The 24,505-nt window shown below is 70.9% G+C and carries 23 protein-coding genes and 1 riboswitch; of the genes, 14 read left to right on the forward strand and 9 right to left on the reverse strand.

Annotated features, from left to right (window positions below; translation table 11 throughout):
- Window positions 1-83 precede the first annotated feature (83 nt).
- From ACIRP7_RS06875 to ACIRP7_RS06885, 3 genes are all read left to right on the forward strand, one after another.
- The gene (locus ACIRP7_RS06875) at window positions 84-260 is read left to right on the forward strand and encodes a hypothetical protein (RefSeq protein WP_403654797.1); all 177 of its coding nucleotides are present in this window, start codon (window positions 84-86) and stop codon (window positions 258-260) included.
- Between the two features lie 132 nt (window positions 261-392).
- Window positions 393-671 carry a hypothetical protein gene (locus tag ACIRP7_RS06880; RefSeq protein WP_403654799.1) on the forward strand — a complete coding sequence of 93 codons (279 nt, stop codon included), beginning with the start codon at window positions 393-395 and terminating at the stop codon, window positions 669-671.
- 367 nt (window positions 672-1,038) lie between these two features.
- Window positions 1,039-1,842, forward strand: a complete 804-nt coding sequence (locus tag ACIRP7_RS06885) for a class I SAM-dependent methyltransferase (protein WP_403654801.1) — start codon at window positions 1,039-1,041, stop codon at window positions 1,840-1,842.
- A 53-nt stretch (window positions 1,843-1,895) separates the two neighbouring features.
- Here the strand turns inward: ACIRP7_RS06885 and ACIRP7_RS06890 are convergent, their stop codons facing one another.
- Complete coding sequence (locus tag ACIRP7_RS06890; protein ID WP_403654803.1) at window positions 1,896-3,845, reverse strand: glycosyltransferase family 2 protein; 1,950 nt, start codon at window positions 3,843-3,845, stop codon at window positions 1,896-1,898.
- 798 nt (window positions 3,846-4,643) lie between these two features.
- Here ACIRP7_RS06890 and ACIRP7_RS06895 point away from each other — a divergent pair.
- Window positions 4,644-5,144: a metallophosphoesterase family protein gene (locus ACIRP7_RS06895; protein ID WP_403654805.1), complete on the forward strand. Its 501-nt coding sequence runs from the start codon at window positions 4,644-4,646 to the stop codon at window positions 5,142-5,144.
- Window positions 5,145-5,409: 265 nt separating this feature from the next.
- On the opposite strand, the gene ACIRP7_RS06900 is transcribed toward ACIRP7_RS06895, so the two are convergent.
- Complete coding sequence (locus tag ACIRP7_RS06900; protein ID WP_403654807.1) at window positions 5,410-6,510, reverse strand: XdhC family protein; 1,101 nt, start codon at window positions 6,508-6,510, stop codon at window positions 5,410-5,412.
- A 119-nt stretch (window positions 6,511-6,629) separates the two neighbouring features.
- On the opposite strand from ACIRP7_RS06900, the gene ACIRP7_RS06905 reads away from it, so the two are divergent.
- The gene (locus tag ACIRP7_RS06905; RefSeq protein ID WP_403655138.1) at window positions 6,630-8,489 is read left to right on the forward strand and encodes an endoglycosylceramidase; all 1,860 of its coding nucleotides are present in this window, start codon (window positions 6,630-6,632) and stop codon (window positions 8,487-8,489) included.
- Window positions 8,490-8,547: 58 nt separating this feature from the next.
- On the opposite strand, the gene ACIRP7_RS06910 is transcribed toward ACIRP7_RS06905, so the two are convergent.
- Entirely contained in the window at window positions 8,548-9,792 is a 1,245-nt protein-coding gene (locus ACIRP7_RS06910; RefSeq protein ID WP_403654809.1) for a YncE family protein, read from the reverse strand.
- A 183-nt stretch (window positions 9,793-9,975) separates the two neighbouring features.
- On the opposite strand from ACIRP7_RS06910, the gene ACIRP7_RS06915 reads away from it, so the two are divergent.
- The gene (locus ACIRP7_RS06915; RefSeq protein WP_403654811.1) at window positions 9,976-10,638 is read left to right on the forward strand and encodes a TetR/AcrR family transcriptional regulator; all 663 of its coding nucleotides are present in this window, start codon (window positions 9,976-9,978) and stop codon (window positions 10,636-10,638) included.
- A gap of 100 nt (window positions 10,639-10,738) precedes the next feature.
- Here the strand turns inward: ACIRP7_RS06915 and ACIRP7_RS06920 are convergent, their stop codons facing one another.
- Window positions 10,739-11,968 (reverse strand): glycosyltransferase, encoded by a 1,230-nt coding sequence (locus ACIRP7_RS06920; protein ID WP_403654813.1) that lies wholly within the window; start codon window positions 11,966-11,968, stop codon window positions 10,739-10,741.
- A gap of 204 nt (window positions 11,969-12,172) precedes the next feature.
- Between ACIRP7_RS06920 and ACIRP7_RS06925 the strand changes: the two genes are divergently transcribed.
- The gene (locus tag ACIRP7_RS06925) at window positions 12,173-14,140 is read left to right on the forward strand and encodes a ricin-type beta-trefoil lectin domain protein (RefSeq protein WP_403654815.1); all 1,968 of its coding nucleotides are present in this window, start codon (window positions 12,173-12,175) and stop codon (window positions 14,138-14,140) included.
- A gap of 1 nt (window position 14,141) precedes the next feature.
- Here ACIRP7_RS06925 and ACIRP7_RS06930 read toward each other — a convergent pair whose 3' ends face one another.
- Both ACIRP7_RS06930 and ACIRP7_RS06935 read right to left on the reverse strand, forming a co-directional pair.
- Window positions 14,142-14,993 carry a bifunctional 5,10-methylenetetrahydrofolate dehydrogenase/5,10-methenyltetrahydrofolate cyclohydrolase gene (locus ACIRP7_RS06930; protein ID WP_403654817.1) on the reverse strand — a complete coding sequence of 284 codons (852 nt, stop codon included), beginning with the start codon at window positions 14,991-14,993 and terminating at the stop codon, window positions 14,142-14,144.
- 22 nt (window positions 14,994-15,015) lie between these two features.
- Window positions 15,016-15,098: riboswitch (ZMP/ZTP riboswitch) on the reverse strand.
- A gap of 26 nt (window positions 15,099-15,124) precedes the next feature.
- Window positions 15,125-15,964 (reverse strand): hypothetical protein, encoded by an 840-nt coding sequence (locus ACIRP7_RS06935; RefSeq protein ID WP_403654819.1) that lies wholly within the window; start codon window positions 15,962-15,964, stop codon window positions 15,125-15,127.
- 61 nt (window positions 15,965-16,025) lie between these two features.
- On the opposite strand from ACIRP7_RS06935, the gene ACIRP7_RS06940 reads away from it, so the two are divergent.
- Window positions 16,026-16,550: a MarR family winged helix-turn-helix transcriptional regulator gene (locus ACIRP7_RS06940; protein ID WP_403654821.1), complete on the forward strand. Its 525-nt coding sequence runs from the start codon at window positions 16,026-16,028 to the stop codon at window positions 16,548-16,550.
- A gap of 27 nt (window positions 16,551-16,577) precedes the next feature.
- Here the strand turns inward: ACIRP7_RS06940 and ACIRP7_RS06945 are convergent, their stop codons facing one another.
- A complete protein-coding gene (locus tag ACIRP7_RS06945; protein WP_403654823.1) occupies window positions 16,578-16,943 on the reverse strand; it encodes a nuclear transport factor 2 family protein in 366 nt (121 codons plus the stop codon).
- Between the two features lie 172 nt (window positions 16,944-17,115).
- Here ACIRP7_RS06945 and ACIRP7_RS06950 point away from each other — a divergent pair, with 172 nt between their 5' ends.
- On the forward strand, window positions 17,116-17,406 hold the full coding sequence (locus ACIRP7_RS06950; RefSeq protein WP_403654825.1) for a hypothetical protein: 291 nt from the start codon (window positions 17,116-17,118) through the stop codon (window positions 17,404-17,406).
- A 60-nt stretch (window positions 17,407-17,466) separates the two neighbouring features.
- On the opposite strand, the gene ACIRP7_RS06955 is transcribed toward ACIRP7_RS06950, so the two are convergent.
- Window positions 17,467-19,221: an ABC transporter ATP-binding protein gene (locus ACIRP7_RS06955; RefSeq protein ID WP_403654827.1), complete on the reverse strand. Its 1,755-nt coding sequence runs from the start codon at window positions 19,219-19,221 to the stop codon at window positions 17,467-17,469.
- Between the two features lie 328 nt (window positions 19,222-19,549).
- Between ACIRP7_RS06955 and ACIRP7_RS06960 the strand changes: the two genes are divergently transcribed.
- From ACIRP7_RS06960 to ACIRP7_RS06970, 3 genes are all read left to right on the forward strand, one after another.
- Window positions 19,550-20,662, forward strand: a complete 1,113-nt coding sequence (locus tag ACIRP7_RS06960; RefSeq protein ID WP_403654829.1) for an S-(hydroxymethyl)mycothiol dehydrogenase — start codon at window positions 19,550-19,552, stop codon at window positions 20,660-20,662.
- On the forward strand, window positions 20,662-21,291 hold the full coding sequence (locus tag ACIRP7_RS06965; RefSeq protein WP_403654831.1) for an MBL fold metallo-hydrolase: 630 nt from the start codon (window positions 20,662-20,664) through the stop codon (window positions 21,289-21,291). The genes ACIRP7_RS06960 and ACIRP7_RS06965 overlap by 1 nt, the downstream gene beginning before the upstream one ends.
- Before the next feature lie 94 nt (window positions 21,292-21,385).
- Window positions 21,386-22,300 carry an SDR family oxidoreductase gene (locus tag ACIRP7_RS06970; RefSeq protein ID WP_403654833.1) on the forward strand — a complete coding sequence of 305 codons (915 nt, stop codon included), beginning with the start codon at window positions 21,386-21,388 and terminating at the stop codon, window positions 22,298-22,300.
- Between the two features lies 1 nt (window position 22,301).
- On the opposite strand, the gene ACIRP7_RS06975 is transcribed toward ACIRP7_RS06970, so the two are convergent.
- Window positions 22,302-22,838 carry a hypothetical protein gene (locus tag ACIRP7_RS06975; protein ID WP_403654835.1) on the reverse strand — a complete coding sequence of 179 codons (537 nt, stop codon included), beginning with the start codon at window positions 22,836-22,838 and terminating at the stop codon, window positions 22,302-22,304.
- 49 nt (window positions 22,839-22,887) lie between these two features.
- Between ACIRP7_RS06975 and ACIRP7_RS06980 the strand changes: the two genes are divergently transcribed.
- Window positions 22,888-23,691: an SDR family NAD(P)-dependent oxidoreductase gene (locus ACIRP7_RS06980; protein WP_403654837.1), complete on the forward strand. Its 804-nt coding sequence runs from the start codon at window positions 22,888-22,890 to the stop codon at window positions 23,689-23,691.
- A 103-nt stretch (window positions 23,692-23,794) separates the two neighbouring features.
- Complete coding sequence (locus ACIRP7_RS06985) at window positions 23,795-24,490, forward strand: L,D-transpeptidase family protein (protein WP_403654839.1); 696 nt, start codon at window positions 23,795-23,797, stop codon at window positions 24,488-24,490.
- Window positions 24,491-24,505 lie beyond the last annotated feature (15 nt).

Below are 24,505 nucleotides of genomic sequence, written 5' to 3' on the forward strand. Positions count from 1 at the left end.
GAGGGACCGACGGGCCTCCCGGTCCGTTTGTCCCGCGCCCCCCGGGGGACCCGGAGGGCAGCATGGAAGGACGGTGAACCGCCGTGACCCCGCAGACCATTGAGAAATCCGTCGCCCGCCGGCCCGAGACGGGCTGGTCCAGGGCCCGCCGCCTGCAGAGCAAGGGAGAGCTCCGGACCTGCCTGCCCGCGGTCGAGGAGCCGGTCGGACCCACCACGGCGCACACGGGAGAGGGCAACATCTTCCGCGGCGAGGACTGAGCGTCCGCGCCGAGCCACCGCACTGCGGTACGTCTCCACCGCTTTGCCGTCCGGCCGCCGCTCGGCGGCCCAGGGCGCTGGAACCCCCCCTGCCATGACGGATCCCTCCGGATCCGGGCTATGGTGACGCAGATGAAGGCTTTCGTGCTGTTCGGCGGGGCCGGTCCCCGGTCGCGGCCGATCACGCACACCCCGCCCGAACAACCGGTGCCCGTCGCCCACAGCGCCATCCTGTCCGACGGCCCCCGATCCATCGCCGACTCGGAGACCCACGGGGTCCGAGTGATCCTCGGCGAGCATCTGTTCACGCCGGTCGCCCATGACGCCGTACGGCCCGTCGAGCCGTACGGGCGGGCCGAGTTGGAGATTCTCCAGGCCGTCCGGCAGCGCAAGGCGCAGACCGTTTCATGAGCCTCCTCGCCGCCGACCACCTGTGCGCCGACGGGCCCGGTACCGCCGCCCGCACGCGGTGGGCCACCCTCCGCCTTTCCGCACTTTGCACGCCTTTTCCCTCAGGATCATGCTCCTCGGCGCGAAGTCCTGTCATGGGAAGCTCACAGCAGGTATGTTCCACGGAACCGGTTGAATGTTCCGGCACCTCGGCCGACCCTGACCGGGACGGCCCCACCAGCAGCGGGGCCTGCAACGGGCTCGCACCACGCGCCGCCCACAGCGCCCTAGGGCACGACCGGTGGACGGGGGTCGCGTCGGCCTCGCACTTGGACCGGCGGTCCGCCCTGCACGAAGCACTGCCACACATCCGCAAGGAGATTTCCCAGTGAAACGTCACGAGTTCCTGCGGGGGCTCCACAAAGCCAGCGCGAACCGCAACTACCTGGAGATCGGCGTCAACGACGGCCGCAGCCTGACGTTCTCCCGGGTACCGAGCATCGCGATCGACCCGGCGTTCAAGGTGGTCTCGGAGATCCGCTGCGACGTCCACCTGGCGAAGGCCACCAGCGACGACTTCTTCGCGCGGGAGAATCCGCTGCAGCACCTCAAGGGCGGCCGCCACCCGCTGCGCAACATCGTCCGCAACCGCAGCCCGTTCGGCTACTGGAAGGACGTCACGCTCGACCTGGCGTTCATCGACGGCATGCACCTGTTCGAGTACGCGCTGCGCGACTTCATCAACGTCGAGAAGTACTCGGACTGGGCCAGCGTGATCGTCTTCGACGACATGCTGCCGCGCAACGTGGACGAGGCGGCCCGCGACCGCCACACCAACGCCTGGACCGGTGACGTCTACAAGGTCATCGAGGTCCTGAACCGCTACCGGCCCGACCTGGTGACGGTCCTGGTCGACACCGAGCCCACCGGACAGCTCGTGGTCTTCGGCGCGGACCCGACCAACACGGTGCTCAAGGACAAGTACGACGAGATCATCGCGGAGTACGTGGTTCCCGACCCGCAGAAGGTGCCCGAGACGGTCCTGGAGCGGACCGTGGCGATCAAGCCGGAGACGCTGATCGAGGCTTCCTTCTGGAAGGCCCTGGTGAACGCCCGCAACCGCGGCAGCAAGCGGGACCGCAGCTGGGAGCACCTGCGCACCAGCCTGAAGCAGCTCAGCGACGCCGGCTGAGCGACGTGCGGTGAGCCGGGGAGGACGCGTCCGCGTCCTCCCCGGATCTGTTTCTACCTGCCGCGCGCCCTGAGCCGCGCGGCCAGTTTCCCGGCCAGCCGTCTCGCCCTGCGGACCAGCGGCTGTCCGACGGCGGGCCGGGGCGGGCGCACGGCCACGACCTGGACCTCACCGCCCTGCACCCGCAGCTCGAACGGCAGCGGATGGAAGCGGGGCTCCTCGGCGTCGGGCGCCGGGCTCAGCGCGACCCGCCAGGCCCCTCCGGCCAGGTCGCCGACCGGCAGCACCGCCTCCAGCAGGGCCGCGGAGTTCTTGGGGCGCAGCGTGCCTGCCACCTTCACGGGCGCGGCGCCGGAACCACGGGTGAGGTCGAGCAGCACCGGCGTGTCACCGGGCACGTGGAACGGCACCGGCACCTCGACGCGGTCACCGGTGATCGTGACCTCCCCGGACGTGATCCGCCCGAGGTCCAGACGCTTGCTCGCGGTGTCCACGTCCAGGGCGAGGGTGCCCTGCTTCGCGGTCCAGTACGGCAGCACGACCCGGTCGCCCGCCACACCGGCGTCCGCGGCCGTCCGCCCCCGGAGGGAGACCGGGCCCAGCCGGGACTGCTTGGTCCAGCCGCCGAGCTTGACGCGGACGAACACGTCCCACAGTCCGGCGTCGAGGGGGCCGCCGTCGGCCGCGGTGGCCGGGTCCAGGGCCGCCGTGCCCCGCAGCACCAGCCGCACCCGGCCGTCCTCGCCCGGGACGGTGTCCCGGGTGAACTCCACCGGCTGGAAGTACTGGGCGGAGCTGGCGCGCTCCTGCAGCAGCACTTCGACCGTGGCGCGCTTGAAGCCGGCCACACTGTGGGCGCCGACCCAGTCCACGGCCTGTGCGACGGAGGCGGGCGGCTCGGTGAGCGGGGCGGTGCTGCCCTCGGCGGGGAAGGTCATGGGCGTACCGCGGGAGGCGAGCTCGGCGGACAGGCCGACCCGCAGCACACCGCCGTCCCACTCGACGCCGTCCGGCTCGATGAGGGAAGCGACGGAGGACTCCCACTCGGCGAACGCGACCAGGTCCTCGAGCCGGCCGTCGGCGATGAGCGCGGCGACGACCTGCTGGGTGGGCTGGAGGCCGGCCGCAACACCCGGCCCGAAGCGCTCGACGACCACCCCGCGGATCTCGGTGAAGAGCTCCTTGCGGTAGTCCTCGGGCGCGGCGAGCAGCCGCTTGCCGCGCATCCGCTCGACCATCTCGTTGCGCAGCCAGCGACGGAACAGCCGGTCGCGGGTGGAACCCGGCTCGGTGTACTTCTCGACGACGTCGAGCGCCTCGCGCAGGTTCGCGAAGTAGCCCACCGGGTCGAAGCGCTGGAAGCCCGCGTTCGAGGCGTCGTCACGCTTGAGGTGGTAGTAACAGACGTAGTCGCTGAGCACGGAGACGTTGTCCGCGCGTAGATACGCCTCCGTGACGAAGACGTGGTCCTCCAGCCGGCGCCTGCCCTCGGGGAAGCGCAGGCCGATCCGGTCGAGGAAGGCCCGCCGGAACATCTTGTGCGGTGTCAGGCTGTCGATCAGCGGGGCGTTGTCGACGGTGGCGCGCGGATGGTTGCGGCGGAACAGCTCCACCGGGACGCCCCGCCCCTTGCCGGCCATCTTGCCCACGACCACGTCGGCGCCGTTGGCGACCGCGTAGTCGTACATCCGCTCCAGGGCCTCGTCGCCGAGGTAGTCGTCGTTGTCGACGAACATGACGAACTCGCCCTGGGAGGCGGCGATCCCGACGTTGCGGGGCTTGCCCGACCAGCCCGAGGCCTCCTGGTGGATGACCGTCATGTTCGCGACCTCGGCGGCCAGCGCGTCGAGCCGGGCCGGCGTGTCGTCGGTCGAACCGTCGTCGACGAAGATCGCCTCGAACTCGTCCGGGGGCAGGGACTGCCTGCGCAGCGAGGCGATGCAGTCCTCGATGTAGTTCCCCGGGTTGTAAACGGGGATGACGACGCTGACCTTGACCGGCATCGGTGTCCGGACTCCTTGGGTGGCTTGTGGCTTGCGTCACGGATCGACGCTTTGTGCGCCGATGTTATCGGCGACGGATAAGTGCCGTGTCAGCAGACTGTCTTGGCGACACTCGCCGGCAGGCTCCGGGTGCCGCCGGACGAGTCTTCCATGTGCGGCCCGGAAGCGCCCGCCTTTGCCGCCCGTTCGCGCGCGGCCCGCCCGTCCCAGGGAGGCCCGGTCGGCCCGGACGGCGGGGGCGATGCCCGGGTCGGCGGCGGCCTGGCCGGCGGGGTGGTTGCCGCGGCCGCCGAGCCAGGGGTCACGCGCGGGGGTGGGCCACCGAGGAGCTGACCGCCGGCTTTGCGCCGGTCGGGTGCTCCCGCACGGGCAACCGATTCCCTCGCCGTCGCCATGCCCCTGCGTACACGTTGTTCCCCCCGCCGGCTACACCCACGGGGTCGCCCAGCATGCCGACCCCGCGCCCGGGGCATCCACGTCGACAACGACCCGATCGTCCCCAGGGCGACACCGACCATCTCCGGGCCGACCTGCGCGAGGCCGACCGCATCTCACGGCCGCCCTGGACCTGTCCCGGCCCGTCGGTCCCATGCCGGCCGCGGTCCTCCAGTATGTCCCGGACGCCGACGACCCCCGCGGCATCGCCCGGCGTCTCGGGCGCCCCCCGCTTCTTCAATGGCACCGAAACCTCGTGGCCGGAGTCGTCCAGCTGCCCGAGTGGCGCCCCAGGACGAGTCCGGCCCCGGCGCGCCGCCCATGTGGCGCGGGGTCGGCCGGAAGCCCCTCTAGGGTGGCCCTGTGCGCCTGCTGCTGATGTCCGACACCCACCTCCCCAAGCGCGCCAAGCAGCTCCCGGCCCCGCTGCTCGCCGAACTCCCGCACGCCGACGTCGTGTTCCACGCCGGCGACTGGGTCGACACCGCCACCCTCGACCTGCTGGAGAGCCGCAGCGCACGGCTCGTCGCGGTCTACGGCAACAACGACGGGCCCGACCTGCGCGCCAGGTTGCCCGAGGTGGCGTCCGCCGAACTGGGCGGCCTGCGCTTCGCCGTCGTCCACGAGACGGGCGCCGCCCAGGGGCGCGAGGCCCGCTGCGCCGCCCGCTACCCCGACACCGATGTCCTGGTCTTCGGCCACAGCCACATTCCCTGGGACACCACCGCCCCCGGCGGACTGCGGCTGCTCAACCCCGGCTCGCCGACCGATCGCCGCCGCCAGCCCCACTGCACCTACATGACGGCCACGGTGGCCGACGGGCGCCTCCAGGACGTGGAACTCCACCGGCTGCCCCCGCGCTGACGGCCGTGTTCGCCGATCTGCTGCCCGCCTTCCTCTGTGCCGGGCGCGCTCGAGCCGACCCACCGGCACTCATGGATCCGGGCCGCTCCGCGTAGCGGAAAGCGGCCCGGACGCTGCGAGTGTGCGCTTTCACGGACCTCCTTCCCGATCGGAGGCGGGGTGAGGGTTCGCAAACCCTCTCCAGTTGCTCGCCGCGTACCCCTTCGAGCGCGGCTCACACGTGCCGATTCCGCTTTCTTCGTACAGCTCCATGAGCAGGCGGGCTTCATGAAGGCGGATGGATCGCCCCCGCCGTCGCCGTCAGCGGGGCACCGCTGCCGCCCCAGCGCAGTGCCACGATCTCGGCGGCCACCGACACGGCGACCTCCTCCGGCGTACGGGCTCCGAGGTCGAGGCCGACCGGCGAGCGCAGCCGGGACAGCTCGGCCTCGGACAGCCCGGAGTCGGTCAGCCGCTTCAGTCGGTCGTCGTGGGTACGGCGGCTGCCCATCGCCCCGATGTACGCGGCGGGCCGGCGCAGCGCCACCTCCAGCAGGGGCACGTCGAACTTCGGGTCGTGGGTCAGGACGCAGATCACGGTGCGTTCGTCGGTGTCGGTGCCGCCGAGGTAGCGGTGCGGCCAGTCCACGACGACCTCCACGCCCTCCGGGAAGCGCTTCGGCGTGGCGAAGACCGGGCGGGCGTCGCAGACGGTGACCCGGTAGCCGAGGAAGGCGCCGATCCGGGCGACCGCGGCCGCGTAGTCGATCGCGCCGAAGACCAGCATGCGGGGCGGCGGGGCGAAGGAGTGCAGGAACACCGTGACCGCGTCCTCACGGCGCTCCCCGCGCGGGCCGTAGTGCCTCAACCCCGTTGCACCCAGGGCGAGTTCGCCGCGCGCGTCGGCCGTGACCGCCACGTCCAGGCCCGTGGTGCCGAGGGTGCCCGCGACGCGGTCCGGCCACACGGCCAGCGTGGCACCGCGGGAGGCGGGGCCGTCGGTCACCGTCGCCACGGTCACCGGGCGGCCCGCGGCGACCGACTCCGCGATCTCGCCGAACGCGGGATCGAGGGCGGCCGTCACGGGCCGTACCAGAAGGGTGATCTCCCCGCCGCAGGTCAGCCCCACCGCGAACGCGTCCTCGTCGCTGTACCCGAAGGTCTCCAGACGGGCCTCGCCGCTCGCCACGACCTCCTGCGCCAGTTCGAAGACGGCCCCCTCGACACAGCCGCCGGACACACTGCCGACGACCTCGTCGTCCGGGCCCACGGCCATGGCCGCGCCGGGGTCGCGCGGCGCGCTGCGGCTCGTCGAGACGACCGTGGCCAGGCCGAACGGTGTCCCTGCCGCGTACCAGCCGTTCAACACCGGGAGGATGTCACGCATCCTCGGCTCCTTTCGCCACCGCCCTCCCCGGTCCCTTATCGGACGACCCCTACCCGAAAAAGCTGAAACTTACTCATCAGTCATAAGTGTTGACGGTGTGCCGGATGAGTCGGACTGTTATGGACATGCCGAATATGCGTGCGCGTCTGCTCGTTGTTCTGGTTGTCCTCTGTGGATTCCTGACGGTGGCGGGTACCCCGTCCGCCTCCGCCGCCACCATCGCCGACTCCCTCTCTTTCGACGACACCCCCCTCACCGTCCAGAACGGGCGGTTCGTCGACGGCAACGGCCGCGAGGTCGTGCTGCGCGGCTACAACGTCTCCGGCGAGACCAAGCTCGCCGAGAACAAGGGCCTGCCCTTCGCCTCGGTCGCCGACGCCAGGAAGTCGGCCACCGCGCTGAGAGCCCTCGGCGGCGGCAACTCCGTGCGCTTCCTGCTCTCATGGGCCTACGCGGAACCGGTGAAGGGCCAGGTCGACACCGCGTACCTGGCGAACGCCACCGCGCAGTTGCGGGCCTTCCTCGACGCGGGCATCCGGGTCTACCCCGACTTCCACCAGGACCTGTACTCGCGCTGGCTGTTCAACTCGGGCAGCTGGTACACCGGCGACGGCGCCCCCGCGTGGGCCGTCGCGCTCGGCAACTACCCCGCCGAGTCCTGCGGCATCTGCTTCACGTGGGGCCAGAACATCACGCAGAACGGCGCGGTGAAGGCCGGCCAGTACGATTTCTGGCACAACAACCACGGCCTCCAGGACGCCTTCCTGGCCACCGCCCAGAAGACCATGGCGTACCTCAAGGCGAACCTCAGCTCCGAGGAGTTCGCCGGTGTGGTCGGCTTCGACCCGTACAACGAGCCCTACGCCGGCAGCTACGACTCCGGGCAGAACAGCCGCACCTGGGAACGTGACCTGCTGTGGCCCTTCTACGTGAAGTTCCGGGCCCGGATGGACGCGGCGGGCTGGACGGACAAGCCCGCCATGGTGGAGCCGAACCTCTTCTGGAACGGCAACGTCAGCAAGGAGGAGGGCGGCCTTCTCGACGCCGGCACGCTCGGCTCCCGGTACGTCTTCAACACCCACTTCTACGACCAGAAGGCCATCTCCGGCATCCTGATGTGGGGCAATGCCTCCGACGGCCAGTACGTCGGCGACTTCGGCACCGTCCGCGACCGCGCGGCGGCCACCGGCACGGCGGCCGTGGTCAGCGAGTTCGGGCACCCGCTGAACGGCTCGACGGCCGGCAAGGCGCCCACCGTCCTCAAGGCCATGTACCAGGCCCTCGACTCCCGGGTGAAGGGCGCCAACTGGTGGTCCGCGCCCGCCGGTTCGGGACCGGTCCTCTCCGGCACGCAGTGGCAGTGGGACATCTACAACGGCCGTCACCACGAGCTGATGAACGACAACCCCGACAAGGTCATGACCTCGGGCGACGCCTGGAACGACGAGGACCTGTCGGCCGTGAAGCTCGACGACTCGGGCACGGCGGTACTCCGCCAGGACACCCGGCTCCTCGACCGGGTCTACCCGAGCGCCGCCTCGGGTACGACGCTCGCCTTCACCTACGAGGACCGCTCGCGCGACGGTTCCACGACCCTGACCTGGAACCCGGTGCCGAGCAGCCTGCCCAATGTGTCGTCGCTGGTCGGGTCCGGCCAGTACGCGGTGCTGGTGTGGCGCTCGGGAAGCGGCTCGGCGCCCACCGAACTGCACCTGCCCGCGTCCTTCCCGACCGCGACGACCACGGTGGTCTCCGACCTGGGCACGGTCTACGGCCCGCCCGCGTACACCTCGTCCACCCCGGTCGGGGCGGCTGTCGAACCGGGCGGAACGGGCAGCCGGCGGCTGCTCCTGACCGACTCGGACTCCGGTGTCCTGCACTACGCGCTGGTGACCAACGGGGCGAGCTCGCCCTCGGCGTCCGTGCTGAACGCGGCCAGGTCCGAGCTGGCCAACTGGGCGAACCAGAAGATCGGTTGACCGTCCCCTCGCGTCGGGGCCGAAGCGGGCCCCGACGCGAGGGAAGGTGCGTGAACCTCTACGAGGAAGGACTCGTCCAGTCGGCGGCCACGTGCCCGAGCCGCACCCGCTGCGGGTGGTCGCCCACCGGCACGGAGACCGTCTTCCGCCCGGTCGCGAAGTCGATCGCGGTGACCTGGTCGGCCCCGCTCTCCGAGACGACACAGCTCTTGCCGTCACCGCTGACAGTGGCCCAGTAGGGCTTCGAGGCGGGGACGAGCGGGCCCTCCTGGAGGGTGGTGCGGTTCACGACGGTCGCGTAGTCGTCCATCGTGCCCGCGACACACAGCTTGCTGCCGTCCGGGCTCATCGAAATGCCGTGGTGACGCGAGTCGTTGACCATGGTGGTGCGGTCGTCGCTGGTCGCCGGGTTCTTCGGCAGCGTCTTCGTACGGGTGATCTTGTCGGTGGCGACGTCGTACTCGAAGAAGCCGTTGAAGAACGACACCTGGAAGTACAGCTTGGACTCGTCCGGCGAGAACACGGCGGGGCGGACGGCGTCCGAGTAGTCCGTGAGACCGATCGCGTCCAGCTTGTCCCGCATGTCGATGGTCTTGACCTGCTTGTAGGTGGTCGCGTCCACCACCGTGATGTGCCGGTCGCCCTTCGTCCAGTCCAGCCAGGGCGCGTCGGAGTCGGTGTTGACGTCACCGATCGCCATGTTCCAGATGTACTTGCCGTCCTTGGTGAAGATGTTCTCGTGCGGCTTGTCGCCGGTGGCGAACGAGCCGAGCTGCTGCCCCGTGTTGATGTTCAGCACGTGCACGGTGTTCGCGGTGGAGGCGGACACCGCGACCCGGGTGCCGTCGGGGGAGACCGCCATGTGGTCCGCGCGGTAACCCGAGACCGGGAAGCGCCAGTTGACCTTCCCGGTGGCCAGGTCGATCGACACCACGTCCGCGAAGCTCGGCCGTGAGACGACCACCGACTTTCCGTCCGGCGTGGAGTACATGTCGTCGGCGAACTGGTCGTGGCCCTCGCCGACGCTGTTGCGGATCGCCATGAAGTAGATCCACTTGATCGGATTCGCGTTGATCTCCGCCATCCGCGCGTCCTTGTCGGGGATGACGTTGATCCGGCCGATCTTCGCGAGGTCGCCGGAGGACTTGATGACGTCGGCGGTGCCGTCCCAGTTGTTGGCCACGAACAGCACTTCGCGCAGAGCGGCCGAGTCCGCGGCGGAGGCGGCGGTCGCCGGGGCGGTGACGGTCAGGACGACAGCGGCGGCCATGGCACACAGGTGTCTGGGCTTGAGAACAGGCATGACGGATCTCCCTCTGGGCGGCTCATGACGGGGGCATGCCAAGATGGCAAAACTGAAGACGCGTACTTTCAGATTGAACTTACTGCAAAGTAAGGAAGGGGGGCCCTTCTCCACAAGACTCCGTACACGACAAAATTGCGCTCATACGGGAGGTCGGACGCTCCGGCCCGGGTGGGAGGTGCGGTGACGGGCAGGCTCAGGGCCCCGACCGGTCGCTACGGCGGCAAGACGGCCGCCGAGCGGCAGGCCGAACGACGCCGCCGTTTCCTGGACGCGGCACTCCAGCTCTTCGGGGACGCTCCCGGCTACCGCGTCACGACCGTCGCGGCCCTCAGCGAGGCCGCGGGCCTGTCCACCCGCCAGTTCTACGAGGAGTTCCGCACCCTCGAGGACGTCCTGGCCGAGCTTCACCTGGAGGTCAACGACTGGGCGACGGCGGCCGTGGTGGCCGCGGTGGCCGACGCGGACCACCTGCCGCTCGCCGAGCGAGCGGCCGCGATCTTCCGTGCGTACGCGGCGAACGTCACCTCCGATCCCCGCCGGGTACGGATCACGTTCGTGGAGATCATCGGCGTCAGTGCGCGGCTGGAGGAGCAGCGGCTGGCCCGTCGGGCGCACTGGGTGGATCTGGTGTGCGCCGAGGCGAACCGGGCCGTCGCGCGGGGGGAGGCGGCCCCACGCGACTACCGGCTGGCGGCGACCGGGTTCATCGGCAGTGTGAACGGGCTGCTGCACGACTGGAACGCCGGGTGGGTGGACGCGACCTTGGACGAGGTCGTGGAGGAACTCGTGCGGCAGCTGCTGGGGATTCTCCAGCCGCCGGGGTGGGAGCCGGCGCAGGGGTGAGGCCGGTGGGGCTCGGGGTGCGGTGCCGTCGTGGCCGGTCCCGCCCACGCGGCCGAGTCGCATGTCGACCTGGCCCGGTGTCCCTGAGACGACGCCGTCGTCAGCCTTCCAGTCGGTTCACCGCGTCCACCACGGGGCGCACGCCGTCCTCCGCCCGGATGTGTGCGCCCAGCGTCCGCGCCCGCTCCCGATGTTCCGCGTCCCTCGTCGCCAGGACCAGTGCCTCCCCCAGCGCCTCGGCGGTCAGCCGCCGCAACGGAAGGGCGCGCGGGGCCACGCCCAGGGCGACCAGCCGTGCGGCCCAGAAGCTCTCGTCGAACTGGATCGGTACCGGCACCGCCGGAACTCCCGCGCGCAGGCCCGCGGCCGTCGTGCCCGCGCCCGCGTGGTGGACCACCGCCGCCATGTGCGGGAACAACGCTGAGTGGGGCACCTCGTCGATGGTCAGCATGTCGTCCCCCGCCGCCGCCAGACCCGCCCAGCCGCGCTGGATCACACCGCGCAGCCCGGCCCGGCGCAGCGCCCGTACGATCTCGGCGCTGGTGCGCGCGGGATCGGGCACGGTCGCGCTGCCCAGGCCCACGAAGACCGGGGGAGGGCCGGCCTCGACGAACCTCCGCAGGTCGCCGGGGAGCGGGGCGTCGCCGTCGTACGGCCACCAGTAGCCCGTCACCTCGAGTCCGGACCGCCAGTCGCGGGGCCGGGCGACCACCCGGGGGCTGAAGCCGTGCAGGACCGGCCAGCCCTGGCGCTCGCGGGAGCGCAGTGCCGCGGCCGTGCCCAGCGGAGGCAGACCGAGGCGGGCCCGGACCGGCGGGAGGGCCGCGCCGAAGACCTGCTCCACCGCCAGGTTCAGGCCCAGCCCGGCGACCCGGTTGCCGAACGGCCCCCAGGAGCCGACGCCCAGCATGGGTGGTGCGAACTCCCGGGTGGCCGCGAGGGGTTGGAGGTTGAGCCCGAGGCTGGGCAGTCTCAGGCCCTCGGCGACGGCGTGGCCCAGCGGGGCCACCGATCCGGAGAGGAGCAGTGCGTCGCTCGCCCGGGCGGCTGTCACCAGGTCGTCCGCCATCCGCCCGGCCAGGGACCGGGCCATCGCGACCACCCGCACCAGCTTGCCCACGCCGGTCGTGCTGCGGTGCAGCGCCTGCCCGCGCGAGGACTCCAGCTCCGCCCGGGGATCGACCGGCAGCGCGTGGAAGCCGATACCGGCCCGCGCCGCCAGCGGCTCGAAGCGCTCGTGGGTGACCAGGGTGACCTCGTGCCCGGCCCGCGCCAGACCGTGCCCCAGGCCCGTGAACGGGGCCACGTCGCCCCGGGAACCCGCTGTCATGATCGCTACTCGCACGCCGGACAGTATGGCGCCGCAGGCGGCCGTCCCGCGCGAAGACCCCGTGCTCTCAGGCCAGTTCACCCTTGTCACAGCCGTTGACTTCACCCGCCCGTGGCTCTAGCTTCAGCGCGCACGATGTTCGAATGATCGACCTTGGTTCGAAATATCGATCGAATGCTGATGTCCCCCCGCTGAAGGAGCCGCATGTACCCCCCGTCGCGAACGACCCGCAGGGGTCTCGCACGTCGCTTCCGAGCCGCGGCCGTCCGCGCTCTCGTCCTCGCCCTGACCGCCTGTGCCGCGCTGCTCTTCGCCCAGCCGTCCCCCGCGCAGGCCGCCACCTCCCGGCAGATACCGGTGCCCTCGGCCCCGATGGGCTGGGCGTCGTGGAACAGCTTCGCCGCGAAGATCGACTACAGCGTCATCAAGGCGCAGGTCGACGCGTTCGTCGCGTCCGGTCTCCCGGCGGCGGGATACAAGTACATCAACATCGACGAGGGCTGGTGGCAGGGCACTCGCGACAGCGCCGGGAACATCACCGTCGACGAGTCCGAGTGGCCCGGCGGTATGAAGGCCATCGCCGACTACATCCACAGCAAGGGCCTGAAGGCGGGCATCTACACCGACGCGGGCAAGGACGGCTGCGGCTACTACTACCCGACCGGCCGCCCCGCCGCGCCCGGCTCGGGCAGCGAGGGCCACTACGACCAGGACTTCCTGCAGTTCTCCCAGTGGGGCTTCGACTTCGTGAAGGTCGACTGGTGCGGCGGTGAGAGGGAGGGACTCGACGCGAAGTCGACGTACCGGGCCATCAGCGACGCGATCACCAGGGCGACGGCCACCACAGGCCGCCCGATGACCCTGTCGCTGTGCAACTGGGGCCGCCAGAACACATGGAACTGGGCGCCGGGACAGGGCACGATGTGGCGGACCAACGACGACATCATCTTCTACGGTGAACAGGCGTCCATGGGCAGGCTCCTGACCAACTACGACAGGAACCTGCACCCCACCGCGCAACACACCGGCTACTACAACGACGCGGACATGCTGATAGTCGGGATGGACGGTTTCAACGCCGCCCAGAACCGCACCCACATGGACCTGTGGGCCATCTCCGGAGCCCCGCTGCTCGCCGGGAACAACCTGGCGACCATGACCGCCGAGACGGCCGACATCCTCAAGAACCCCGAGGTCGTCGCCGTCGACCAGGACCCGCGCGGCCTCCAGGGCGTCAAGGTCGCCGAGGACGCCACCGGGCTCCAGGTCTACGGCAAGGTCCTGTCCGGCACCGGCAACCGTGCCGTCGTCCTCCTCAACCGCACCTCCGTCGCCCAGAACACCACCGTCCGCTGGTCCGACCTGGGCCTCACCAACGCGAACGCCACCGTCCGTGACCTGTGGGCGCGCTCCAACGTCGGCTCGTACGGCACGGGTTACACCACCAGCGTCCCGGCGGGCGGCTCGGTGCTGCTCACGGTCACCGGCGGCACCGAGGCCGCGAGCAGCACCTACACCGGCACGTCGAGCTTCTCCGGAGTCGTCGCCCCGAACACCGGGATCAAGACCGTCGACATCGCCTACACCAACAACACCTCGGCGGCCCGCACCGCGACCCTCGAAGTCAACGGCCAAGGCGCGACCACGGTCTCCTTCCCGCCCACCGGTTCCTCCCAGGGCACCGTCTCGGTCCAGGTCGGCCTGTCCAAGGGCTCCTCCAACACGCTGACCTTCACGGGCGCCCCGACACTCGCCGACATCACGGTCCGCCCGCTGCCCGGCACCAACAGCACCCTAGCCGTGGGCACCCAGTCAGGCCGCTGCCTCGACCTCTACGACAACACCATCGGCAACGGCACCCAGGCCGAGCTGTGGGACTGCAACGGCGGCCAGAACCAGCAGTGGACGTACACCTCCCGCAAGGAACTCGTGGTGTACGGCAACAAGTGCCTGGACGCCTACAACCTCGGCACGACCAACGGCACCAAGGTCGTGATCTGGGACTGCAACGGCCAGAACAACCAGAAGTGGAACGTCAACAGCGACGGCACGATCACCAACGTCAACGCCGGTCTCTGCCTGGACGCCTACAACGCGGGCACCGCCAACGGCACCCAGACGGTGCTGTGGTCGTGCAACGGCCAGGCCAACCAGAAGTGGACGCTGAACTGATCTAGCGCTGCCGGGCGGCCGCCTCCGCTGCCTGAACGGTCTGCTCCAGCAGCGTGGCGATGGTCATCGGACCGACCCCGCCCGGCACCGGCGTGATCAGTGAGGCCCGTTCCACCGCGGAGTCGAAGTCGACGTCTCCGACGTTCCCCTCGTTGTAGCCGGCGTCGATCACGACCGCGCCGGGCTTGATGTCCTGGCCCCGGATCAGCCGGGGCCGGCCCACCGCCGCGACCACGATGTCCGCCTCCCGTACGGCCGCCGACAGGTCCGCCGTACAGGAGTGGCAGTAGGTCACCGTGGCGTCCCGGGCGAGCAGCAGCATCCCGGCCGGCTTGCCGAGGATCGCGCTGCGGCCCACGACCACGGCCCGCTTTCCGGTCGGGTCGACGCCGTACTCGTCGAGCAGCCGCATGATCCCTCCGGGTGTGCACGACACGAAGCCCGGCAGTCCGAAACTCATCGTCGCGAAGGAGGCGAAGGTGACCCCGTCGACGTCCTTCTCCGGCGCGATCGCCTCGAACGCGGCCCGCTCGTGGATGTGCGGGCCCATCGGGTGCTGGAGCAGGATGCCGTGCACGGTGGGATCGGCGGAGAGGGTGCGCAGCGTGCCGACCAGTTCCTCGGTGGTGGTGGCCGCGGGCAGCTCCACGTGCCGCGACTCGATACCGGCCGTGCGGCACCGGTTGCGCTTCATACGGACATAGGTGACGGAGGCGGGGTCCTCGCCGACCAGCACCGTCGCGAGACAGGGCGCCTTTCCGGTGCGCCCGGTGAGGTCGGCCGCCCGTTCGGCGGTCTCCTCGACGATGCGCCGGGCGAGAGCAGTGCCGTCCATGAGCCGTGCCTGAGACATGATCCACTCCTGAGCCGATCGAAGGAATCGCCCAGGCGCACGGCATCGAGTGTGCGGACCGCTCCACGGTGGTGCTCCACCTCAGCGCCAGTCACGGTCCGGCCCTCACATTAACCGACGCGCTACGACGGTCAGGACCCGCTTTCCCGCGGCGGCGCCGTCGGGTCGGCCCCCGCGAGGAAGCCGACCGCCTGGGCGTGGACGTGCTCGGCGCCGATCGCCTCGGCCCAGCGGGCGATCTCCCGGGCCAGCACGGTCGCCCCGGCCGCGTCGCCGATGTCCCGGGCCAGGACCGCGAGCAGCATCTGCTGGCTGAGCACACCGGGGACCATCCCGGCCCGCGCGCCCAGAGCGGTTGCCCGCCCCCAGCGCTCCAGGGCGCGGTCGTGGTCGCCGCCGTCGTGGTCGTGGTCGCCGAGATGCCGTAGCGCCTCGCGGACCAGCAGATCGTCGCCGCCCGCCTCACCGGCGCGCAGGGCGGCCTCGTAGTGGGCGGGTGCGGCCGTGCGCTCGGCGAAGAGGTTGTCGGCGATCAGCCCCAGGTACATCGAGGCCCAGCCGCACCGCACCCCGTCGGGACCTTCCTCGTGCAGGTCGTGCGCGGTGCGCCGGATTCCGGCGAGTGCCTCGGGATCCTTGCCCTCGGGACCGGGCCGGAAGGTGCCTTCGCCGCGCAGCAGCCTGAGGTAGTCGTGTCGCAGCCGTACGAAGGCCAGGTCCCAGTCGGCGCCCGGTGACTCCTTCTCCGCGTGCTCGGCACGGCGGGCCGTGAGGTCCGTACCGCCGAACCAGTCGCTCTGCAGGGCGACCTCGGCCGACGCGAGGGCGAGCCGGCCGCGGTCCCCGGCGGTGTCACAGGTCGTCGCGTCCAGGAGGCGCAGGGCTGTTTCCCACCTTCCCGCCAGCGACAACTCTCTTGCCGCGACCAGGAGTTCGTCGAATGCGACCGTTGTGCCCGTGGTGTTCGTCATGACAGGGGAAGGTAGTCAGGCAAAAAACCATCCACAAGAAAACCATTGCAGGGGGCGGGTAATGCGGGACTCGGTCGACCGGCACGTCGAGGTGTGGGCGAAGGAGCTGGGCTGGATGGACCCGGTCAAGGAGGCGATCTTCGCGCGGCTGGCGATCCTGGCCCGGTACGCGTCCCAGGCCCGCCGAGACACCCTCGACGGCGACGGACTGCGGAACTGGCAGTACAAGGTGCTGCTCACCCTGCGCCGGCTCGGGCCGCCGTACACCGGGAGCCCCTCGCTCCTCGCCGACCACCTCGGACTGACCCGGGGAGCCCTGTCGGCCCGGCTGGCGCCGCTGGAGGAGGCCGGGCTGGTCGTCCGGACGCACGAGGACGACGACCGGCGACGGGTGCGGGTCCGGCTCACCGAGGCCGGGCATGCCGCGTTCGAACAGCAGGTCCTCTCGGAGGAGGCGGGCGAGCTCGCGCTGCTCGCCGCCCTCACCCCGGCGGAGCGGCGCACGCTCGCCGACCTGCTGCGGAAACTGGTCGTGACCGCCGAGTCCGCCCTGGACGGACCGAGAAGGCCCAGGTCACAGCCGTGACCTGACAGGCCCCCTCGGTTCGGGTTCCTACTCGTCCCACGCCTCGACGATGATCTGCTCGGAGATCCTGCCGTCGCGCAGGGTGACCATCGACTCGGACAGGACGCGCATCCCGTCCGCGTACTGGCAGGACTCGCTGTAGGCCGCGCGATCGCCCTGGACCACGCACCCTTCCAGTTTGTGAGTCATGTCGCGGCTGTAGACGTCGCTCAGCATCGCGCCGATCTCGTCACGGCCGTGCAGGACCTTGGGGTGGCTGGGTGTGGCGTTCCGGTTGACGAGGCGTATCTCCGCGTCGTCCGTGTAGAGAGACAGAAGCGTCTCGGGGGTGTGGCCTTCGATGCCCCGGCGCAGGGTGTCGGTGTCGAAGCCCGAGCTTGCCGCGGTGCCCATGGTGACCTCCTTCGAGGGCCCGGCCCGACGAGGAGCGGACCGCGCAGGCCCTGTTTCTTCGAGACTCCTCCGCTCCGGCGGCCACGGCAAGCGCAGGGCGGGCGCTCCGCCTGACGGGTGAGGGGCACGAGTCGGCCGTGTCCGTGAGGGGCCCGCCCCCGTTGCTGAAAGCATGATCTCAACTCGACGTATCGTTGCCGCCGTCGGTCTCGCCGTCGGCGTCACCGGCCTCACCGCCCCCCTCGCGAACGCGGCCGACGTGGCCGCCCCGGGCGGCGGGCTCAACCCGGTCGCCGTGATCGACTCGCTCGCGGCGAGCAGCATCCCCGCGGAGCACAAGGACGAGATCCCGTCGGTCTCCCGGCAGCTGGCGGGCCTCAACCAGCTCAACGACCTGAACCAGCTGGGCCAGGTCACCGGTCTCGTCGCCCCCGTCACCGGGCTGGTGCCGGCCGTCCACTGACCCTCCCGCACGCAGACGAGGGCCGCCCGGATCTCCGGGCGGCCCTCGACGCATGTCCGCTCACCCCGCCGTGGAAAGGAACTGCGTCGCCGCGAGTTCGCCGTACAAGGGGTCCCCGGCGACCAGTTCCCGATGCGTCCCCACCGCGCGGACCCGCCCCGCGTCCATGACCACGATCCGGTCGGCCATCGTCACCGTGGACAACCGGTGCGCGACGACCAGCACCGTGGTCGTACGCGCCACATCCGCCACCGTGTCCCGCAGGGCCGCCTCGTTCACCGCGTCCAGCTGGGACGTGGCCTCGTCCAACAGCAGCAGCCGAGGCCGCCGCAGCAAGGCCCGTGCGATCGCCACCCGTTGCCGCTCCCCACCCGACAGCTTGGTACCCCGGTGCCCGACCAGCGTCTCCAGCCCACTGGGCAGCTTGGCCACCAGACCGTCGAGCCGGGTCGTCTTCAGCACCCGCGCCACCGCGTCCTCGTCCGCGTCCGGATTCCCGAGCAGCAGATTCTCCCGCAGCGATCCCGACAGGACGGGCGCGTCCTGCTCCACGTACCCGATCGCGGACCGGAGTTGAGGCAGATCCCACTCCGCGAGGTCCCGGCCGTCCAGGGTGACGACCCCGGCCTCGGGGTCGTAGAACCGCTCGATCAACGAGAACACCGTCGTCTTGCCCGCGCCCGACGGCCCGACGAACGCCGTCATGCCCCGCGCGGGCACCTCGAACGTCACCCCGTGATGGACGTACGGCAGATCGTCGGCATACCGGAACCGGACGTCCGTGAAGGCGACGGAAGCCGGCGCGGCCCCGTCGGTCGGCAACGGCGCGGGCAGCGCGGCCGATTCGGCGGGCAGTCGCAGCGCCTCCTGGATCCGGGCGAGCGCCGCGGCTCCCGTCTGGTACTGCGTGATCGCCCCGACGACCTGCTGGATCGGCGACATCAGATAGAACACGTACAGCAGGAACGCGACCAGCGTGCCGACCTCGATGGCACCGGTCGCGACCCGCGCGCCGCCCACCGCGAGCACCGTGATGAACGCGATCTGCATCGCCAGCCCCGCCGTATTGCCCGCGGCCGCCGACCACTTGGCGGCCCGCACGCTCTGCCGCCACGACTCCTCGGCCGCCGCGTGCAGCGTCCGCTCCTCCCGGTGCTCGGCGCCGGACGCCTTGACCGTGCGCAGCGCGCCGAGGATGCGTTCCAGTGCGGCACCCATCACGCCGACGGCGTCCTGGGCCTGTCGGCTCGCCCGGTTGATGCGCGGCACGATCACACCGAGGACGGTGCCCGCCACCAGGATGACCGCCAGCGTGACACCCAGCAGTACCGGGTCGACCAGGCCCATCATCACCACGGTCGCCACCAGCGTGAGCCCACCGGTCCCCAGGCCCACGAGCGAGTCGGTGGTGACCTCGCGCAGCAGAGTGGTGTCCGAGGTGATGCGGGCCATCAGGTCGCCGGGTTCGGTACGGTCCACGGCCGCGATGCGCAGGCGGAGCAGATACGACGACAGTGCCCGCCGCGCACCCAGCACCACCGACTCCGCGGTGCGCCGCAGCACATACGAACCCAGCGCCCCCACCGCCGCGTTGCCGACCACCAGCACCGACATGACGAGCAACGCGCCGGTGATCGTGCGGTCGTGGGACAGGTCGTCGATCAACTCCCGTGCCACCAGCGGCAGCAGCAGACCCGTGGCGCCCGTCAGCAGTGACAGCACGGCACCAGCGAGCAGGGTCCACCGGTGCGGCCGTACGTACCCGAGGAGCAGCCGCCAGGTGGGAAGACCGGTCTCCGTCTCGGTGCTGCTCACGGTGCTCCTTCGGGCCCGACGGCGTGCAGAGCCTTCAGGCTACGTCCGCGTTCCCGCGCGGCGCGGACCAGGTTGCGACCGGGACGGGCGTGATCAAGATGACCGAGACGGGGCTGCAGCAGTGGCTGAGCGATCCCGAGGGTCGGACGGCGGCTGCCCGGACACCGCCCCGCCGGTGGCCGCAGGGGGAGGTCACCGCCGCGAACAGAGAGCCTCGGGGCGGCGCCGCGCGGACGGGGCCGGCGGTTCCCGGTCTGCCGTGCCGTTACCGATCAGTCGCGCGTAGGGTCAAAGGGACGTGCACCGGGCGACGGAAAGGGTCAGGACCATGGCGCAGGAGGTACGCGGAGTGATCGCACCCGGCAAGGACGAGCCGGTGCGGGTGGAGACGATCGTGGTGCCCGATCCGGGGCCGGGAGAAGCCGTCGTCCAGGTGCAGGCCTGCGGGGTCTGTCACACCGACCTGCACTACAAGCAGGGCGGGATCAACGACGACTTCCCCTTCCTGCTCGGCCACGAGGCCGCCGGCGTGGTGGAGTCGGTCGGCGAGGGGGTGACCGATGTCGCGCCCGGCGACTTCGTAATCCTCAACTGGCGTGCCGTGTGCGGCAATTGCCGTGCCTGTCTGCGCGGGCGACCCTGGTACTGCTTCAACACCCACAACGCGAAGCAGAAGATGACCCTCACTGGGAGCACCTCCCGGACGAAGTCTGGGGGAGGCACCGCACTCTCGCCCGCCCTCGGCATCGGTGCCTTCGCCGAGAAGACGCTGGTCGCCGCCGGACAGTGCACCAAGGTCGACCCCTCGGTCTCGGCCGCCGTCGCGGGGCTCCTGGGCTGTGGCGTGATGGCCGGTATCGGCGCCGCGATCAACACGGGCAACGTCGGCCGGGGCGACACCGTAGCCGTCATCGGCTGCGGCGGCGTCGGTGACGCGGCGATCGCCGGCTCGAACCTCGCGGGCGCGGCGAAGATCATCGCCGTGGACATCGACGACCGGAAGCTGGAGAAGGCCCGCACGATGGGCGCGACCCACACCGTCAACTCGAAAGACGCAGATCCGGTCGAGGCGATCCGTGAGCTGACCGGCGGTTTCGGCGCCGACGTCGTCATCGAGGCGGTCGGCCGCCCCGAGACGTACAAGCAGGCCTTCTACGCCCGTGACCTCGCCGGCACGGTCGTCCTCGTCGGCGTGCCCACCCCCGAGATGAAGCTGGAGCTGCCGCTCCTGGACGTCTTCGGGCGTGGCGGGTCGCTCAAGTCGTCCTGGTACGGCGACTGTCTGCCCTCCCGCGACTTCCCCATGCTGATCGACCTGCATCTGCAGGGCCGCCTGGACCTGGAGGCGTTCGTGACCGAGACCATCCAACTCGACGAGGTGGAGAAGGCGTTCGAGCGCATGCACCACGGCGACGTCCTGCGTTCGGTGGTGGTGCTCTGATGTCCGTCCGCATCGAACGCCTCGTCACCTCCGGGCAGTTCAGCCTCGACGGCGGCACCTGGGACGTCGACAACAACGTCTGGATCGTCGGCGACGACCACGAGGCGATCGTCATCGACGCCGCCCACGACGCCGACGCCATCGTGGAGGCGGTGGGGGACCGCAGGCTGACCGCGATCGTCTGCACCCACGCCCACAACGACCACATCGACGCCGCACCCGCCCTCGCCGACCGCACCGGCGCCACGATCTGGCTGCATCCCGACGACCTGCCGCTGTGGAAGCAGACCCACCCCGACCGCGACCCCGACGCCCATCTGCGCGACGGCCTGGTCATCGAGGCCGCGGGCGCCGACCTCAGGGTGCTGCACACCCCCGGCCACGCGCCGGGCGCCGTATGCCTCTACGATCCCGGCCTCGGCACCGTCTTCACCGGCGACACCCTCTTCCAGGGCGGCCCGGGCGCCACCGGACGCTCCTACTCCCACTTCCCGACGATCATCGACTCGATCCGCGACCGCCTGCTGGCCCTGCCGCCCGAGACGAAGGTCCTCACCGGCCACGGCGACCCGACCACGATCGGCGCCGAGGCGCCGCACCTGCAGGAATGGATCGACCGCGGCCACTGACGCCGATCGGGTGACCCGCCCGTAAATCACGACAGAGGTTGTCCGGCTTCCCGGTCATGCTCGAAGAGACATCGGGCACAACGGGAGGTCGGACATGTCACAGCCGCTGCAGGGCAAGGTCGCGCTGGTCGCCGGGGCGACCCGGGGAGCCGGGCGCGGGATCGCCGTGGAGCTCGGGGCGGCGGGCGCCACCGTGTACGTCACCGGACGCAGCACCCGGGCCCGCCGCTCCGAGTACGACCGCCCCGAGACCGTCGAGGACACCGCCGACCTCGTCACCGCCGCCGGCGGCCAGGGCATCGCCGTACCCACCGACCACCTGGACCCCGCGCAGGTCCGCTCACTCGTCGACCGGATCGCCGGCGAGCAGGGCCGCCTCGACGTCCTCGTGAACGACATCTGGGGCGGTGAACACCTCTTCGCATGGGACAGCCCGGTGTGGGAGCACGACCTCGACAACGGCCTGCGCCTGCTCCGGCTCGCGGTCGAGACGCACGCGATCACCAGCCACCACGCCCTGCCCCTGCTGCTGCGCCGGCCCGGCGGCCTGGTCGTCGAGATGACCGACGGAACCGACGCCTACAACCGCGAGAACTACCGCGTCTCCTTCTTCTACGACCTCGCCAAGACGTCCGTCCTGCGCATGGCGTTCTCCCTCGGCCACGAACTCGGTCCGCGCGGCGCCACCGCCGTCGCCCTGACCCCGGGCTGGCTGCGCTCGGAGATGATGCTCGACCACTTCGGGGTGCGGGAGGACAACTGGCGCGACGCCCTCGACCGCGTCCCCCACTTCGCCATCTCCGAGACCCCGCGCTATGTGGGCCGCGCCGTCGCCGCGCTGGCCGCCGACCCCGACGTGGCCCGCTGGAACGGCACGTCCCTCGACAGCGGCTCGCTCGCCCGGACCTACGGCTTCACGGACGTCGACGGCAGCCGCCCCGACGCCTGGCGGTACATGGTCGAGGTCCAGGACGCGGGCAAGCCGGCGGACGTGACGGGTTACCGCTAGATCAGGAGGGGTGCACCGGCGGCAGCTGCCACCGCACCGCCAGGCCCGGTGGCAGTGCCAGGTCGTCGCGTACGGCGGCGTAGTAGCCGTCCCGCCGGTGACGATGCCGCTCGAGCAGCGCCCGCCACCCCGCCGGATCGCGCGTCCCGTCACGCAGGAACTGCTCCATCTCCAGCACCACCGTGACCCAGACCCGCGCCTTCTCCACCACCTGGGGGCTCCCCAGCAGAAGCAGCGCCTCCCCGTCCGGGTCCCGGGCGAGCGTGGACTCCGCCAGCAGCGGGGCGGCCTCCTCCGGGGAGAGCGGATGCGGATGGGGGTCGTTGCCGAAGTGGGACGCCACCCGGCACGCCAGCGTGATGGTCTTTTTCAGCGTCCGCGCGTAGTCGGAGTACACGGCCGGCCGCCGCTCCTCCCAACGGGCCGCCCTTTCACGGTGAAAGCGCGCGCGGTCGCTGCGCACGACCGCCGCATACGAACCCAGTGCGCCGATGACGACACCGATGAGCGCGGGGAGTTGCTGTATGAACGCGGACATGCACGCACGGTATCTGCCCCGTTGATCACCGACGGGCTATCTTCGGCCCATGACCCACACCAAGCGCTTCGAGGGATACGCGGCTCTGGTCACGGGCGCCGCCCGCGGAATCGGCGCGGCGGCGGCCCGCCGGCTCGCCGAGGAGGGGGCACGGGTCGTGCTGGCCGACCGCGACGGGCCGGTGGTCGAGAACACCGCCGCTCGCCTGCGTGACCAGGGTCTCACCGCCCGGGCGGCGGAGTGCGACGTGGCGGACCGTACGGCGGTGGAGGCAGCGGTCGTCCATGCCGTCGACGCGTTCGGCTCGCTCGACGTCCTGGTCAACTGCGCCGCCCGGTGTACCCCGGAGACCCCGCTCTTCGAGGACGACTCGGACGACGAGTGGGCGCGTGACCTGGACGTCACCCTCGGCGGGCCGTACCGCTGCTCGCGGGCCGCGCTCCCGCACCTGGTCGCCTCGGGGCGCGGTGCGATCGTCAACATCGGCTCCGTCAACGGCCTCCAGGACTTCGGCAACCACGCCTACAGCGCCGCCAAGGCGGGACTCGGCTCACTGACCCGTACCCTCGCCGGGCACGCGGCCGCCCGCGGGGTGCGCGTCAACCTGGTCGTCCCGGGCACGGTCCGCACCTCCGCCTGGGAAGGGCGCGAGAGCGAGCTCACCGAGCTGCAGGGGCTGTATCCTCTCGGCCGGGTCGGTGAACCCGAGGACATCGCCGCCGCGGTCGCCTTCCTGGCCTCCTCGGACGCGGCGTGGATCACCGGCACGACACTGGTCGTCGACGGAGGCCTCACCGCGGTCAACACCGGCTTCCACACGGCGGTCCATCCCGGCCGGGGGTCTTCGTCATGAGATTTGTCACCGTTCCGTCCCAGCACGCCCCGGGGTACAACGAAGTGGCTCGACGACCTGTCTAGAGGTAAGAGATCGCAGGACCTATGAAGGGGACAGGGCCATGGGGGACATACGCAGACGGGGTGCCATCGCACTCGGCATCACCGGACTCGTCGCACCGCTGACCATCGCGCTGGGCGCCGCGCCCGCGCAGGCGGCGAGCTGCACCACGCAGGCGGGGCCGTACCAGAAGAAGGTGGAGAAGTTTTTGGGCCGACCGGTCGACGGCAGGCAGTCCGCCGCCGACTGCCAGGCGATCAAGGCCTTCCAGACCAAGCACGGCATCTCACCGAACATCGGCTACGCGGGGTCCGTCACCTGGGGTGTGATGGACCTGATGAACAAGCAGAAGGCCGTCGGCTCGAACCCCAACCGGGACGGCAAGTGCCCGACGAACAAGGGCCGCATCGCCTGCGTGAACCTCACCCTCCAGCTGAGCTGGATCCAGGACGGCGACCGGCTCGTCTACGGCCCCGTCCCGGTCCGCACCGGCCGCGACGGTTACGAGACCCGCACCGGCCTGAAGAAGATCTACTGGCGCGACATCGACCACGTGTCGAACATCTACAACGTGCCGATGCCCTACAGCCAGTTCTTCGACGGCGGCCAGGCCTTCCACTCGGTGAACCTCAGCATGTGGAACCCGCCGGGCTCGCACGGCTGCACCAACATGACCCCCAAGGACGCCAAGAAGTACTGGTCGCTGCTGAAGAAGGGCGACGACGTCTTCGTGTACGGCCGCAAGCCGGGCACCTGAGACACCAGGCGCCCG

Source organism: Streptomyces sp. NPDC102270 (assembly GCF_044766405.1).
Classification (GTDB): domain Bacteria; phylum Actinomycetota; class Actinomycetes; order Streptomycetales; family Streptomycetaceae; genus Streptomyces.